This window comes from Hydrogenophaga sp., assembly GCF_030656115.1.
Classification (GTDB): Bacteria; Pseudomonadota; Gammaproteobacteria; order Burkholderiales; family Burkholderiaceae_C; genus Hydrogenophaga.
The window spans coordinates 19335-34412 of the sequence record NZ_JAUSOO010000061.1 but is presented as its reverse complement, the minus strand read 5'-3'; the positions used below and the strand labels follow the sequence as shown (position 1 = coordinate 34412).

Genomic DNA, 15078 nt, shown 5'->3' with positions numbered 1-15078 from the left:
TTGAAACAACGCATGAAAAAACTGCTTGCCGCGCTGCTGATGGGCGCCTCGCTGCTGACGGCGGCACCCGGGGTGTCGGCCCAAGAACAACAGCTGCGCATAGGCACCCTGGTGCCCAAAAACTCGCTGTACCACCGCCAGCTGATGCTGGTGGGCGAAGCCTGGCGCACGGCGCAAGGCGGCGGCAAATACCTGGTGTTTCCCGACGGCAGCCAAGGCGGCGAGGCCGACATGGTGCGGCGCATGCGCATTGGCCAGATGCAGGGTGCGCTGATGTCGGTGGTCGGCTTGCGCGAAATTGAGCCGTCCATTGCCGCGTTGCAGGCCATGCCGCTGATGTTTCGCAGCTGGGAAGAGGTGGACTATGTGCGCGAAAAAATTCGCCCGGCGATGGAGCAGAAGTTTTTGGCGCAGGGCTTTGTGGTGCTGGCCTGGGGCGATGCGGGCTGGGTGCGGTTTTTCTCAAAAAAACCCGCACGCCACCCCGACGACTACAAGTCGATGAAGTTTTTTGCCTGGGGCGGCGAGGTGGAGCAGCAAGAAATCATGAAGCGGCTGGGCTACACGCCGGTGCCACTGGAAACCGCCGACATCCTGCCCGCCATCCAGACCGGCATGATCGACGCCGTGCCCTCCACGCCCTATTTCGCGCTGGCCACGCAGGTTTACAACACCGCCGGGCACATGCTCGACCTGAACTGGGCGCCGATTGTGGGCGCCTTTGTCGTCACCAAAAAGTCGTGGGACGCGATGACACCCGCCACCCAGCAAGCCATGCGCGCCGCGAGCGCCAAAGCGGGTGTTGAAATTCGCGCGCAGGCACGCAAAGAGGTGGACGAAGCCGTGGCCGCCATGCAAAAACGCGGGCTCACGGTGAACACCCCGAACGCCGAACAACTGCAGGCCTGGACCGCGCTGGCCGAGCGCCTGCACCCGCAGATACGCGGGCGCATGGTGCCTGCCGACACCTTTGACGAGGTGGTGGGGCATCTGAAAGACTACCGCGCTGGCAAGCGCTGAGCCATGGTGACCGTGCTGCGCCGCCCGGCGCTGTGGCCGTTTGACGCCGTGTTGGCCGGGGCTGCGCTGGCGCTGATGCTGGCCCTGCCGCTCATTGAGATGCTGATGCGCCCGCTGCTGGGCATGGGCATTGCCAACGCGCCCGTGTTTGTGCAACACGCCGGGCTGGTGTTGGCCATGTTTGGCGCCCTGGTGGCCGAACGCGGCGGGCACCTCACGTCGCTGGGTGCTGGCTTGGCGGGCTCAGCCGACCCGCGCCTGCGCCGCCTGGCGGCCCTGTGGGCACGCACCGGTTCGGCGCTGCTCTGCGGCATGCTGGCGCAGGCCAGCGCCAGTTTTTGGCTGGCCGAAATGCAGGTGCCGCGCCCCATTGCCTACGGCATACCGGGCGTTGTGTTCATTGCGGCCATGCCCTTGGGGTTTGTGTGGCTGGGGCTGCGCTTTGCCTGGCGGCTGGAATGGCCTGAAGGGCGCTTTCAACTTTCGCTGCGTGTGGCAACGCTGCTGTTGCCGCTGCTGGGTTGGCTGTTTGCCGGGCAGTTTGACGGCCACACGCTGGCGCTGTGGCCTTTTGCCTTGGGTCTGCTGCTGTTGCTGTTGTGCGGCGCGCCGGTGTTTACCGTGTTGGGCGGGCTGGCGCTGGCGCTGTTTTGGAGCGAAGGCCAACCGCTGGCCGCCGTGCCGCTGAGCCATTACCAAATCACGGTCAACCCGTCGTTGCCCGCGCTGCCGCTGTTCACGCTGGCCGGTCTGGTGTTTGCCCGCACCGGCGCAGCGGCCCGGTTGGGCGTGCTGTTCACCGCGCTGTTTGGCGGCGGGGTGAAAGGCACGGCGGTGGCCGCTGCGGTGCTGTGTTCGTGCTTCACAGCGCTCACCGGCGGCAGTGGCGTCACCATCTTGGCGCTGGGCGGCCTGTTGCTGCCCTTGCTGATGAAGGCCGGGTTTCCCGAGCGGCGCGGCATTGGGTTGGTCACCAGCGCCAGCGCGCTGGGCGTGCTGCTGGCGCCGTCGGTGCCGCTCATCATGTACGCCATCATCGCCCGCGTGCCCATCAACACCATGTTTCTGGCCGGCGTGTTGCCCGCGCTGGTGATGGTGTTTTTTCTGCTGGTGGTGGGCGGCTATTTGCGCCGAGGCGGCCTGACTACCCAATCCGAAGCCTTGGCCGCAGCGCGCCCCGACATGGCCGGCGCCCGCAGCGCGGCCTGGGCCGCCAAGTGGGAAATTTTGGCGCCCGTGGTGGCCGTGGGCTCGCTGGTGGGCGGCTTTGCCACCCCCACCGAAAGCGCCGCCTTGACCGCCGCCTATGCGCTGCTGACGCAATGCCTGCTGCACCGCGAACTGGACGGGCGCGGCGTGTTGCGCGTATTCACCGAATGCGCGCAAGTCATCGGCGGCATCATGCTCATTTTGGGCATGGCGCTGGGACTGACCAATTACCTGGTGGACGCGGGCATTCCCGACCTGGCCATTGAATGGGTGCAATCGGTGTTGCCCAACAAATGGGCGTTTTTGATTGCGCTCAACCTGTTCTTGCTGCTGGCCGGCGCACTGATGGAAATTTACGCCGCCATCGTGGTGCTGGTGCCGCTGCTGCTGCCCATTGCGCTGGCCTACGGCATCCACCCGGTGCATTTCGGCATCATCTTTTTGGCCAATCTGGAGCTGGCCTATTTGACGCCGCCCTCGGGCATGAACCTGTATTTTTCATCGGCCATGTTCCGCAAATCGCTGCGCGAGGTGGCGGTGGCCGTGCTGCCCGCAGCACTGGCCATCTTTTTGGGTGTGCTTACGTTGTCGCTGCTGCCGTTTTTGTCGACTTGGCTGCCGGGTGTGGTGCTGGGCGTTTAAACGCAGAACACGTGCTCGTTGTTCTGCCCGCCCAACCACTCAAATCAGCTTGACCAGCTGCTTGCCAAAGTTCTTGCCTTTGAGCAAGCCCAGGAAAGCCTCGGGCGCGTTCTCGATGCCCTGCGCAATGGTCTCGCGCGGGCGCAGCTTGCCGGTGGCCACCAGCGTGCCCAGCTCGGTCAGGGCTTCGGGCCACACCTCCATGTGCTCGCTGACGATGAAGCCCTCCATCTTCAGGCGGTTCACCAGAATCAGCGCCGGGTTGGCCAGCGGCAGGGGCTGGCCGTCGTAGCCGGCGATCATGCCGCACACGGCGATGCGGCCAAAGGCGTTCATGCGCAGCAACACCGCGTCGAGCACCATGCCCCCGACGTTTTCAAAATAGCCGTCAACGCCGTTCGGGCAGGCCTGCTTGAGCGCCTTGGCCAGCGAATACATGTCTGGGTGCAGCTTGTAGTCGATGCAGGCATCAAAACCCAATTCATCGACCGCATAAGCACACTTGTCCGGCCCACCGGCAATGCCCACCACGCGGCAGCCGCGCGCCTTGGCCAGGGCGGCAAAGGCGCTGCCCACCGCGCCCGTGGCGGCGCTCACCACCATGGTTTCACCGGCTTGGGGGTTGATGATCTTCACCAGGCCGTACCAGGCGGTCACGCCGGGCATGCCGACCGCGCCCAGGTAATACGACAGCGGCACGTGGGTGGTGTCCACCTTGCGCAGCGCGCCGGGTTGCGTGGCGTCCACCACGCTGTATTGCTGCCAGCCACCCATGCCGACCACCGGGTCACCCGCCTTGAGCTTGGGGTGTTTGGATTCAACCACCTCGCCCACGGTGCCGCCGATCATGACCTCACCCAGCGGCTGCGAGGCCGCGTAGCTTTTGCTGTCGTTCATGCGCCCGCGCATGTAGGGGTCCAGGCTCAGGTAGTGGTGGCGCACCAGCACCTGTCCGTCGGCCAAAGCCGGGGTTTCGGTGGTGACCAGCTTGAAGTTGCTGACCGTGGCTTCGCCTTGGGGGCGGTTGTCGAGCACGATTTGTTGGTTGGTGGGCATGGGGGGTGTCTCCGGGGGTAAAAGGCCGATCAGTCGGTCTTGATGGTGTTGAGGGCTTGGGTGGATTTACCACCCACAGGCAGGCGGGCCACGAACTTGAACGTGCCGGTGGCGTGGGCGCAGAGCTTGCCGGCCGCGTCAAAAATGCTGCCTTCGGTGAACGCCATGGTGGCGGTGCGGTGCAACAGGCGCCCTTTGGCCAGCAGTGGGCCTTTGGCGGCACGCATGAAACTGGTTTTCATCTCGATGGTGACGCAGCCCATGGCGGGCTCCACGCTGCGCGCGGCGTGCGCCATCACCACGTCCAGCAGGGTCATGCTGGCGCCGCCGTGCACCACGTTGAACGAGTTTTCATGCTCGGGCCGGGGCGCAAAAGCGATTTCCGCCTCGCCGCCTTCGAACGTGCGCAATTCAAAGCCGAGATGTTCGACAAAAGGGATGTGAACCGAAAATTCCACTCAGCCTCCCGTGATCACGCTGACGCCACCGTCCACCGCCAGCCACTGACCGGTGATGTGTTTGCCGGCGTCGGAGGCGTAGAGCACCGTCAAACCCTTCAGGTCTTCGTCGTCGCCCAGGCGGCGCAGGGGCGCGTGCGAAGCCAGCTTCTCTTCGCCCATGGCCTTGAGCGTGCCTTGTGTCATTTTGCTGGGGAAGAAGCCCGGGCAGATGGCGTTGACGCGGATGCCATGTTCGCCCCACTCGGCGGCCAGCGCACGGGTGAAGTTGATCACCGCGCCTTTGGACGTGTTGTAGGCAATGGTTTTCATGCCCGAGGGGTTGCCGCCCAGGCCGGCGATGGAGGCGGTGTTGATGATGCTGCCGCTCTTGCGCGGGATCATGCTGGCCTTCGCGATCAGCTGGCTCAGCAAAAAGTAGCTGCGCACGTTCAGGTTCATCACCTTGTCCCAGGCTTCGAGCGGGTGGTCTTCGGCCGGGGCGCCCCAGGCGGCGCCGGCGTTGTTCACCAAAATGTCCACGTCGCCCACGCGCTGCAGGGTTTCGCTGGTGAGGCGGCGAATGTCTTCCTCGAGCGAGCAGTCGGCGGCGATCCAGCGCGCATCCAGGCCCGCAGCCTGCAGCTCGGCCGTGGCTTCTTCCAGATCGGTGGCCTTGCGCGAGCTGATCACCACCCGGGCACCGGCTTCGCCCAGCGCATGAGCCATTTGCAGGCCCAGGCCGCGAGAGCCACCGGTGATGAGGGCTGTTTTGCCTGTGAGGTCGAAGAGTTGCTGGATGTTTCGGGTCATGTTGTCTCCTTGTGGGTTTGTAAGGCTCCCTCCCCCGCTGGGGGAGGGTTGGGGTGGGGGCACGTTCTCAGCCGTTTATCTCAAGTCTCGTAATCCATGCACTGGCGCTCTTGCACCACCGCCTTCATGAACGGCTTGATCGCCACATGGTCGGGGTGATTCTGGTAGGCCGCCAGGGCGGCGTGGTCGGTGAAGGTGGTGTTGAGCACCAGGTCGTAGGTGCATTCCAGCCCGGGCTGGGCCGTGCCCACCTCAAACCTCACAACGCCTGGCACCAGCGCGGCGCAGGCTTGCAGCAATGCTTGGGCCTTGCGCACATTGGTCGAGCGGTCCGCGCCCTCGGCGTGGTCTTTCAGTTTCCACATGACGATGTGGTGCAGCATCAGAAAGCCTCCTCGGGCAGGTTCGCGCAAGTCGGGTCGCGGTGGCTCACCACCTGCAGCCAGGCGCCAATTTTGGGCAGTTCGTAGTGGAAAAAGAAACGCATGGCGCCCAGGCGCCCGGTGCGGGCCGGTGAATCTGCCGCTGCGTGCGCGGCCAGCGCCACGTCCAGCCAGATCCAGGCCAGCACCGTGTGGCCAAAGGCCTGCATGTAAGGCACGGCGTTGGCCAGCGCGTCTTGCGGGTTGCCGGTGGCCCAGGCGGCCTTCGTGGCAGCGCCCACCTGCGCCAGGGCGGCACCCAAGGCGTGGGCGTGTGCGGCCAGTTCGGGCTGTTGAATGGCGCGTTCGATGGTGGCGTTGATGCGACCGGCCAGCAACTGCAGGCCCTTGCCGTTTTCCATCAGCACCTTGCGGCCCAGCAGGTCCATGGCCTGGATGCCGTGGGTGCCCTCGTGGATCATGTTCAGGCGGTTGTCGCGCCAGTATTGTTCCACCGGGAAATCGCGCGTGTAGCCGTAGCCGCCGTGCACCTGAATGGCCAGGCTGTTGGCCTCCAGGCACCACTCGCTGGGCCAGCTTTTGGCGATGGGGGTGAGCACTTCGAGCAGCAGGCGCGCGTCGTCGGCCACGTCTGACGTGGCGGTGTGCATCTCGTCCACCAGGCGGGCGCAATACAGCTCCAGCGCCAGCGCGCCTTCGCAGTAGCTCTTCTGCGCCAGCAGCATGCGCTTCACGTCGGCGTGTTCGATGATGCGAACCTGCGGCGCGGCGGCGTCTTTGCCGCCACTGGAAATGGGGCGGCCCTGTGGCCGGTTTTTTGCGTAGTCCAGGCTCGCGTGGTAGCCCGCCATGCCCAGCATGGTGGCCGCCATGCCCACGCCAATGCGGGCCTCGTTCATCATGTGGAACATGCACTGCAGGCCCCTGCCCGGCTGGCCCACCCGGTAGCCCACGGCGCCCGCTTCGCCTTTCACGGGGTACTTGCCCTCGCCAAAGTTCAGCAGCGGGTTGGTGGTGCCGCGCCAGCCGCATTTGTGGTTCAGGCCAGCCAGCGCCACATCGTTGCGTTCACCGGTCAGGGTACCTTCGGTGTCCACCAGCTTCTTCGGCACGATGAACAGCGAAATGCCTTTGACGCCCGGCACCAGCTGGCCGTGCTTGTCCGGAATTTTGGCCAGCACCAGGTGGATGATGTTTTCGGTCAGCTCGTGTTCGCCGGCCGAAATCCACATTTTGTTGCCCTTGAGCCGGTAGCGCGGGCCGAGTGGATCGGCCTCAAAGCCCTCGCCGTCGGGCACGGCGCGGGTCACCACGTCGCTCAGGCTGGAACCCGCCTGCGGTTCGCTCAGGCACATGGTGCCGGAAAATCGGCCGTTGAATTCGTTCAGCGCAAACACGCGCTTCTGCGCCTCGGTGCCGTGTTTCATCAGCAGGTTGGCGTTGCCCGTGGTCAGCATACCGCTGCCCATGCTGACCGAGGCCATGGCAAAAAATGCATTCGATGCCGCTTCCACCGTGTAGGGCAATTGCATGCCGCCCACGTCGTAGTCTTGCGCCGCACTCAGCATGCCGCTCTCGGCATAGGCCTTGTGCGCGTCGTGCGTGGCCTGCGGCAGCGTCACCTGCTCGCCGTCAAAGTGCGGTTCCTGCGTGTCTACCAGGCGGTTGAAGGGCGCGTATTTTTCCCGCGCAATGCGTTCACAGGTGTCCAGCACCGCGTCAAAGGTTTCACGGCTGTGGTCAGCGAAACGCTCACGCTGGTTGAGCGATTCGACACCGAGCCAGTTGTGAAGCAAAAAATCGATGGTGGGGCGAAGGCTCATGGCAACGGTTCGTGCGGAGTGGCAGTGGATTTCAAGTGTGCCGCCTGCAGGCGCGAGAACAAGAGGCAAGTCCCGACAGGACCGTGAATTTCGTCCCTCGCGAGACAGTCCGCTGCGGGACAGTGCCAGCCGGCACCGCCCCGCGCACCCGTTACTGGGGTTCGATTTTTGCGTCGCGGATCGCCTTGGCCCATTTGGCGGTTTCGGTCACGCTGCGCTTGGCCAGGTCTGCGGGTGTGCCTGGGTCCACGGCAAAGCCGATGCCGGCGAACCGATCCTGAATCTCTTTGCTGTTGGCCGCTTCGTTCACCGCCTTGTTGAGCTTGGCCACGATGTCGGCGGGCGTGCCAGCCGGCGCAAACACCGCAAAGTAGGCGATCAGCTCGTAGTCTTTGAGACCCAGGGCTTCGTTGACCGTCGGCAGGTCGGGCACGGCGGGCGAGCGTTTGGAGGATGTGACGGCCAGGCCACGCACCTTGCCCGCCTTCACCTGCGGCAGCATCACGGCAAAGTCGGCGCTGAACATGTGCACCACACCCCCCAGCAGGTCCGTCATCGCCGCCGGTCCGCTCTTGTAAGGCACGTTGGTGAGCTGGATGCCGGCCATGCCGGCCATCATCTCGGTGGACACCAGTTGCGAGGTGCTGGCACTGGCGAAGTTGATGCTGCCGGGTTTGGCCTTGGCCATGTCCACCAGTTCCTTCAGCGTCTTGGCCGGCACATCGTTGTTGACCGACATGATCAATGGCACCGAGCCCATGTAGGCCACGGGCGCAAAAGCCTTGTCCTGATCGTAGGGCAGCTGCTTCATCAGGCTCTTGAGCGCTGCGTTGGTGCTGTTGGTGCCGATCAGGATGGTGTAACCGTCGGGCGCTGCCTTGGCCACCGCATCAGCACCCAGCATGCCGTTCACGCCGGGCTTGTTGTCGATCACGATGGGCTGGCCCAGGGCTTCCTGCATCTTCTGTGCAAAGGCCCGGCCGATGGTGTCGGTGGCGCTGCCCGCCGCGAAGGGCACCACGGCCTTGATGGGTTTGTCGGGCCAGGCCTGTGCCAGCGCGGCGGATGAACACGCCAGCGCGGCGGCGGCGGTGGCAAGCAGTCGGAACACAGAACGCATCAGAGTCTCCTTCGGGTGGTTGTAAAAAGGCGGGGTCAGTGTAGGGCTCAGAGCGGCAGATCCAGCACCGCCGCACCCAGGGTTTTACCGTGGGCATCGAGGGCCAGCGAGCGCGTGACGCCGCCGCCCAGGGCGTCGAACATCACGAAATGCACCGCGGCAAGATCGGGCAAGGTGTAGCGCTGCACCGGGCCTTGCACGACGCCCGCAAAGTGGGCCTGCACCCGCTCGACGCTGAGCAGGCGCTCCATCTCGGGGTAGTCGGCCGGCTCCAGCGCGATCACGCTGAGCGTGGCGCGGTTGCCCTTGTCGCCCGAGCGGGCGAGTGCGATGTCGCGCAGCGTGCGGTGGGGGGCTGTTTTTTTTGACGGTACTGTCATGTCAAGCTTCCGCGCTCAGTTCGAGGATGTCGCAGCGCGGCTGTACCGCGTTGCGCGGCACCAGGGCCGAGGCGGCGGCGATCACCTCGCGCACCGACTGCGTCACGCCGCCGCCACCCGCCGGGCCGTTGAGGTAGAGCGCCTCCACTTCCTGGCCCACGGCTTCGGCCTGCGCACGGTTGGCGCAGCGCACCGCCAGGCGCACGCGCACCTCGTAGGGTTCGCGGTCCGCGCCCAGCTGAGGGCCGTGCATCGCGTTCACGCCGATCAGCTCGGCGCGGTGTTCCAGACCGCTGAGGCCGTGGGACAACGTGGCGTCGTCCAGCCGGTGGCGCAGGATGGACAGCGCCAGTTCGCCACGCGCGCGGGCGCCCGGGCCGGCGTAGGAGATCTGGCCCTCGCCGATGAAACCGTCGCGGTAACCCAGCGTGGCTTTCAGCTGCTCGGGCCGGGCGCGGCCGCTGGCGCCTTGGGCCTGCACCCGGTCGGGCGCCAGTTGGCTGAAACGCACGCCGGAGAAATCCCCCACCACATCGGCCTGCAGGTAATGCGCGGGGTCTTCCACTTCGTACAGCAGCTGCGCGGTGCAGCTGAGCCGGTCTACGCGCCCGCCGGTGCCCGGCAGCTTGGTGATGACGGCACTGCCATCGGCCGAGACCTCGGCCAGCGGGAAACCCACGCGGTGCAGATCGGGCACGTCCACATGGCCCGGGTCGGCCAGGTAGCCGCCGCTGACCTGGGCCGCGCATTCGAGCAGGTGCCCGACCAGCAGACCCTGACCGAGGTGGTGCCAGTCGTCGTCGGCCCAGCCAAAGTGCGCCATGAGCGGCGCCAGAAACAGCGAGGGATCGGCCACGCGACCGGTGATGATCACGTTCGCATCCGCCTGCAGCGCGGGCAACAAAGCATCGGCGCCCAGATAAGCGTTGGCAGAAATCAGGCGCCCATCCAGCGAACGCACGCTGTCGGGCGTGTCCATCAGCGGCACATCGTTCGCCAGCATCCAGGGCAACACGTCGTCGCCCGTCACCACCGCCACGCGCAGGCGCGGCAGGCCCAGTTCGCGCGCCACGTCCAGCACGGCCTGCCCGGCCGCCATCGGGTTCGCAGCGCCCATGTTGGTGATGAGGGTCACGCCGTTGCGCACACAGGCCGGCAGCACGGCGCGCATGCGGGCTTTCAGCATCGGGTCGTACCCGGCCTGCGGATCGTGGGCACGGCGCAGCTGGGCCAGGGCGATGGTGCGCTCGGCCAGGCACTCGAACACCAGGGCATCCAGTTCACCGCGCTCGGCCAGGTCCAGCGCGGGGTCGATGCGGTCACCGGCGTAGCCGGCACCGGAGCCGATGCGGTAGGGAGTCATCGTGGCAGTATGGTGCGACAGGCGAGCGGTGGACATGGGGTGAACCCCGGCACCGGCGCCCGCTCAGGTTGGCGACGCGGGCAGCGCGGCGATCGTGCCCTGCGCCACCGCACAGAGCTTCTCTTCCCCGTCTTTCACCACGAACACATCGCAGCGGCAGACCGCCTGCGACTTGCCGGTGTGCACGGCTTCGGCGCGCGCGATCAGGCGCTCGCCGATGGCCGGGCGCAGGTAGTTGATCTTGAACTCGGAGGTGACCACCGGCACGCGCAGGGCCGTGCCGCCCGCGTAGGTGAGCGCGTTGTCGGCGGCGTAGCTGAGCACGCCACCGTGCACGAAGCCGTGCTGCTGCTTGACCGCTTCCGTGATCGGCACCTGCAGTTCGCAACGGCCTGGCGAGAGCGCCGCCAGCTCGGCACCGATGAGTGTGGAAAAAGGCTGCGAGGCCAGGACCTCGCGACCCATCGCCAGAAACACCTCGGGGCTGACGGTGACGTCGCTCACCGGAAGTCCTTACAAGACTTCAAACACACCCGCAGCACCCATGCCGCCGCCGATGCACATGGTCACGCACACGCGCTTGGCACCGCGGCGCTTGCCTTCGATCAGCGCGTGGCCGGTCAGGCGCTGGCCCGACACGCCGTAGGGGTGGCCCACGGCGATGGCGCCGCCATTGACGTTGAGGCGGTCGTGCGGAATGCCCAGCTTGTCGCGGCAGTACAGCACCTGCACCGCAAACGCTTCGTTCAGCTCCCACAGATCAATGTCGTCCATCGTCAAACCCAGGCGGGCCAGCACTTTGGGAATGGCGAACACGGGGCCGATGCCCATTTCGTCGGGCTCGCAACCAGCCACGGCAAAACCCAGGAAGCGGCCCAACGGCTGCAGGCCGCGCTTTTCAGCCAGGGTTTCGTTCATGAGCACACAGGCACCGGCGCCGTCTGAAAACTGGCTGGCGTTGCCGGCGGTGACCAGGCCACCCGGCAGGGCCGAACGCAGGCCGGAGATGCCTTCTTTCGTGGTGCCTGCGCGAATGCCTTCGTCGTTCTCGATCGTGACCTGCTTGGTCATCAGACCCATGACCTTGTCGGCCACACCAGCGGTGACCGTCATGGGCGCAATTTCGGCTTTGAACAGGCCGGCTTCGAGAGCAGCAGTGGCGCGCTGCTGGCTGGCGGCGCCGTATTCGTCCATGGCGTCGCGGCCGATGCCGTAGCGCTTGGCCACTTGCTCGGCGGTTTGCAGCATGTTCCAGTAGATCTCGGACTTCTGCTTTTCCAGCGCCAGGTCTTTGAGCATGTGCTGGTTCATCTCCTGCTGCACGCAGGAAATGCTTTCCACGCCCCCGGCCACGTACACATCGCCCTCGCCGGCGATGATGCGCTGCGCGGCCAGCGCAATGGTCTGCAGGCCGGACGAGCAGAAGCGGTTGACGGTCATGCCCGATGCGGTGATGGGCAGGCCGGCTTTCAAGGCGATCTGGCGCGCGATGTTGGCGCCGGTGGCGCCCTCGGGGTTGGCGCAACCCATGATCACGTCTTCGACTTCAGCAGCGTCGATGCCAGCGCGCGCAACAGCGTGCTGCACCGCGTGGCCGCCGAGCGTGGCGCCGTGGGTCATGTTGAAGGCGCCCTTCCAGCTCTTGGCCAGGGGCGTGCGGGCGGTGGAAACGATGACGGCATTGGTCATGATGGGTTCCTAGTGAAATTCAAATGGAGCGAAACCGCCGCTTCCAGGGCTCCCATGGAGCCGGCTTTGCCGGGTCACTGGGAGCGTCCCCCTTGGGGGAAGACGCGAAGCGGCGCAGGGGGTGTTCATCTTCAGAAGGTTTTGCCTTCAGCGGCCAATCGGGCCAGCAAAGGCGCAGGCTCCCAGAACTTCGCATCGTCCAGCGGGTTTTTGGCAAAGCGCTTCATGGCCTGCACCACGTTGAACAGGCCCACTTCGTTGGCGTAGTTCAGCGGGCCGCCGCGGTACACCGGGAAGCCGTAGCCAAAGATGTAGACCACGTCGATGTCGCTGGCCTTGTTGGCAATGCCCTCTTCCAGGATGTGCGCGGCTTCGTTGACCAGCGAGAACACCAGACGCTGAACGATTTCTTCGTCCGAAATCTTGCGCGGCGTGATGCCCATCGCGGCGCGGTGGTCGGCGATCATCTGCTCGACCTCGGCATTCGGAATCGCATCGCGCTTGCCCGGCACGTAGTCGTACCAGCCAGCGCCGGTTTTTTGGCCAAAGCGGCCTTTCTCGCACAGCAGGTCGGCGGTTTTGCTGTACTTCATGTCCGGCTTTTCCTGGTAGCGGCGCTTGCGAATGGCCCAACCGATGTCGTTGCCGGCCAGGTCCCCCATGCGGAACGGGCCCATGGCAAAGCCAAATTTCTCCACCGCCTTGTCCACCTGCGCGGGCGTGCAGCCCTCGTCCAGCAAAAAGCCACCCTGTCTGCCGTACTGTTCGATCATGCGGTTGCCGATGAAGCCGTCGCAGACGCCGGACACCACCGCCGTCTTCTTGATCTTCTTGGCCACCGCCATCACCGTGGCCAGCACGTCTTTGGCGGTCGCGTCACCGCGCACCACTTCGAGCAGCTTCATCACGTTGGCCGGGCTGAAGAAGTGCATGCCCACCACGTCTTGCGGGCGTTTCGTGAAGTGGGCGATGGCGTTCACGTCCAGCGTCGAGGTGTTGCTGGCCAGAATGGCGCCGGGCTTCATCACGCGGTCGAGTTCCTTGAACACCGCTTCCTTGACGCCAATCTCTTCGAACACGGCTTCAATCACCAGGTCGGCCGCGCCGATCTCGTCGTAGCTCAGCGTGGTGCTCAGCAAGGCCATGCGCTGTTCGTACTTGTCCTGCTTGAGCTTGCCCTTTTTCACCTGGGCTTCGTAGTTCTTGCGGATGGTGGCCACACCCCGGTCCAGCGCCTCCTGCTTCATCTCCAGCATCTTCACCGGAATGCCGGCGTTGAGGAAATTCATGGAAATACCGCCGCCCATGGTGCCGGCACCGATCACGGCCACCGACGCGATGGTGCGCTTGGCCGTGTCTTCCGGCACGTCGGGAATCTTGCTCGCGGCGCGCTCGGCCACGAACAGGTGGCGCAGCGAACGGCACTCGGGCGTCCACATCAGGTTGATGAAGATCTCGCGCTCGAAGGCCATGCCATCCACGAATTTCTTCTGGGTCGCGGCTTCCATGGCGTCCACGCACTTGGCGGGCGCGGGGAAGTGCTTGGCCATGCCTTTGACCATGTTGCGCGCGAACTGGAAATAGGCGTCGCCGTCCTTGTGTTTGCAGGGCAGGTTGCGCACCAGCGGGAAGGCAGAACCGTCGGCGTGTTTGGCGGCCATCTCGCGGGCGAAGGCCAGGGCTTCTTCGGCCAGCGACTCGGGCGAGGCGGCCAGCTTGTCAAACAGCTTCTGGCCGGGCAGCTGGGCCAGCATCTCGCTCTTGACCGGCTCGCCGCTGACGATCATGTTCAGCGCGGCTTCCACACCCAGCACGCGCGGCAGGCGTTGCGTGCCACCGGCGCCAGGAATCAGGCCCAGCTTCACCTCGGGCAAAGCCACGTTGCAGCCGGGGGCAGCGATGCGGTAATGCGCACCCAGCGCCAGCTCCAGACCGCCGCCCATGGCCACGCTGTGCAGGGCGGCGATCACCGGCTTGGTGGTGTTTTCCACGCGGACGATCACCGACAGCAGATTCGGCTCCTGGATCGCCTTGGGCGAACCGAACTCGCGGATGTCGGCACCGCCTGAAAAGGCCTTGCCGGCACCGGTCAGCACGATGGCCTTGACTGCGGCGTCGTTTTCGGCCTTTTCAAGCCCATCGACGATGGCCTGGCGGGTGGACAAGCCCAGGCCGTTGACCGGCGGGTTGTTCAGCGTGATGACGGCGACGTCGCCGTGGACCTGGTACTCAGCGCTCATGGAATCTCCTCTGTTGGATACGGGAAAACAGGCAAAAAAAGAACGGTCGTGCGATTTTAGGCAGTTTGTGCAATGCGGCAAGGCCCGCTTGTCCCCTGCGGGTCTCGGTGCCGCAGCCGGGGCGCGTGCTCCCATGCAGGATGCCGCGGAACTGGCTTCGCCCCCTTTGGGGGTGACGCGAAGCGGCGCGGGGGGAACTCTAGACCTCCAGCCATTCCTTGCGCGTGTACGGATCGGCCCGCAGGCTGTCCGGCGTGCCCTGGAACACGATGCTGCCGTGGCCCATGACCAGCGCCCGGTCTGAAATGGCCATGGCAATGGTGAGTTTCTGTTCGATCAGCAACACCGACACACCACGCGCCTTGAGGGTTTGCAGGTACTGCCCCACCAGCTCCACGATTTTGGGCGCCAGGCCTTCGGTCGGCTCGTCAATGATGATCAGATCCGGGTCGCCCATGAGGGTGCGGCACAGCGTGAGCATTTGCTGCTCGCCGCCCGAGAGCACGCCGGCTTCGGTGTGTTCGCGCTCTTTCAGGCGGGGAAAAATGGCGTACATGTCGTCAAAGCTCCAGCGCGAGCCCTGACCTTTGCCCTTTTGCCCGAGCAGCAGGTTTTGGTGTACCGTGAGCTTGGGAAAAATGTCGCGGTTTTCCGGCACATAGCCCAGGCCCAAATGGGCAATTTCAAACGGTTTTTTGCCCTGAATGGACTGGTCTTTCCAGGCGATGGTGCCGGTGCAGTCCACCAGGCCCATGATGGCTTTGGCGGTGGTGGAGCGGCCCGAACCGTTGCGGCCCAGCAAAGCCACGATCTCGCCTTTGCCCACCTCGAACGACACACCGTGCAGCACGTGGCTTTTGCCGTAATAGGCGTGAAGGTTTTCAATTTTCAGCATGGTTCGCG

Annotated in this window: 14 protein-coding genes; 2 read left to right on the top strand and 12 right to left on the bottom strand. The window is 65.1% G+C overall.

Features of this window, described 5'->3' with window-relative positions; genetic code table 11:
* The first annotated feature begins 12 nt into the window (after nt 1–12).
* Together dctP and Q7J58_RS08655 are read left to right on the top strand one after the other, a co-directional pair.
* Nucleotides 13–1020, top strand: coding sequence for a TRAP transporter substrate-binding protein DctP (dctP, locus tag Q7J58_RS08660; protein WP_304826258.1), 1008 nt, complete (start codon nt 13–15; stop codon nt 1018–1020).
* Nucleotides 1021–1023: 3 nt separating this feature from the next.
* Complete coding sequence (locus tag Q7J58_RS08655; RefSeq protein WP_304826256.1) at nt 1024–2871, top strand: TRAP transporter large permease subunit; 1848 nt, start codon at nt 1024–1026, stop codon at nt 2869–2871.
* 39 nt (nt 2872–2910) lie between these two features.
* On the opposite strand, the gene Q7J58_RS08650 is transcribed toward Q7J58_RS08655, so the two are convergent.
* From Q7J58_RS08650 to Q7J58_RS08595, 12 genes are all read right to left on the bottom strand, one after another.
* On the bottom strand, nt 2911–3927 hold the full coding sequence (locus tag Q7J58_RS08650; protein ID WP_304826253.1) for an NADP-dependent oxidoreductase: 1017 nt from the start codon (nt 3925–3927) through the stop codon (nt 2911–2913).
* 29 nt (nt 3928–3956) lie between these two features.
* A complete protein-coding gene (locus Q7J58_RS08645; protein WP_304826251.1) occupies nt 3957–4385 on the bottom strand; it encodes a PaaI family thioesterase in 429 nt (142 codons plus the stop codon).
* Nucleotides 4386–5177: an SDR family oxidoreductase gene (locus tag Q7J58_RS08640; protein ID WP_304826248.1), complete on the bottom strand. Its 792-nt coding sequence runs from the start codon at nt 5175–5177 to the stop codon at nt 4386–4388. It lies immediately after the preceding gene.
* An 80-nt stretch (nt 5178–5257) separates the two neighbouring features.
* The gene (locus Q7J58_RS08635) at nt 5258–5560 is read right to left on the bottom strand and encodes a Dabb family protein (protein WP_304826245.1); all 303 of its coding nucleotides are present in this window, start codon (nt 5558–5560) and stop codon (nt 5258–5260) included.
* Complete coding sequence (locus Q7J58_RS08630; RefSeq protein WP_304826242.1) at nt 5560–7383, bottom strand: acyl-CoA dehydrogenase; 1824 nt, start codon at nt 7381–7383, stop codon at nt 5560–5562. The genes Q7J58_RS08635 and Q7J58_RS08630 overlap by 1 nt, the downstream gene beginning before the upstream one ends.
* 151 nt (nt 7384–7534) lie before the next feature.
* Complete coding sequence (locus tag Q7J58_RS08625; RefSeq protein ID WP_304826239.1) at nt 7535–8503, bottom strand: tripartite tricarboxylate transporter substrate binding protein; 969 nt, start codon at nt 8501–8503, stop codon at nt 7535–7537.
* 47 nt (nt 8504–8550) lie between these two features.
* Nucleotides 8551–8883 carry a hypothetical protein gene (locus tag Q7J58_RS08620; protein ID WP_304826236.1) on the bottom strand — a complete coding sequence of 111 codons (333 nt, stop codon included), beginning with the start codon at nt 8881–8883 and terminating at the stop codon, nt 8551–8553.
* A gap of 1 nt (nt 8884) precedes the next feature.
* Nucleotides 8885–10246, bottom strand: a complete 1362-nt coding sequence (locus Q7J58_RS08615) for an acyclic terpene utilization AtuA family protein (RefSeq protein WP_304826233.1) — start codon at nt 10244–10246, stop codon at nt 8885–8887.
* 63 nt (nt 10247–10309) lie between these two features.
* Nucleotides 10310–10711 carry a PaaI family thioesterase gene (locus tag Q7J58_RS08610; protein ID WP_304826518.1) on the bottom strand — a complete coding sequence of 134 codons (402 nt, stop codon included), beginning with the start codon at nt 10709–10711 and terminating at the stop codon, nt 10310–10312.
* Between the two features lie 48 nt (nt 10712–10759).
* The gene (locus Q7J58_RS08605; RefSeq protein WP_304826231.1) at nt 10760–11935 is read right to left on the bottom strand and encodes an acetyl-CoA C-acyltransferase; all 1176 of its coding nucleotides are present in this window, start codon (nt 11933–11935) and stop codon (nt 10760–10762) included.
* A 131-nt stretch (nt 11936–12066) separates the two neighbouring features.
* On the bottom strand, nt 12067–14175 hold the full coding sequence (locus Q7J58_RS08600) for a 3-hydroxyacyl-CoA dehydrogenase NAD-binding domain-containing protein (RefSeq protein ID WP_304826228.1): 2109 nt from the start codon (nt 14173–14175) through the stop codon (nt 12067–12069).
* Nucleotides 14176–14374: 199 nt separating this feature from the next.
* The gene (locus Q7J58_RS08595) at nt 14375–15070 is read right to left on the bottom strand and encodes an ABC transporter ATP-binding protein (RefSeq protein WP_304826225.1); all 696 of its coding nucleotides are present in this window, start codon (nt 15068–15070) and stop codon (nt 14375–14377) included.
* Nucleotides 15071–15078: the final 8 nt, after the last annotated feature.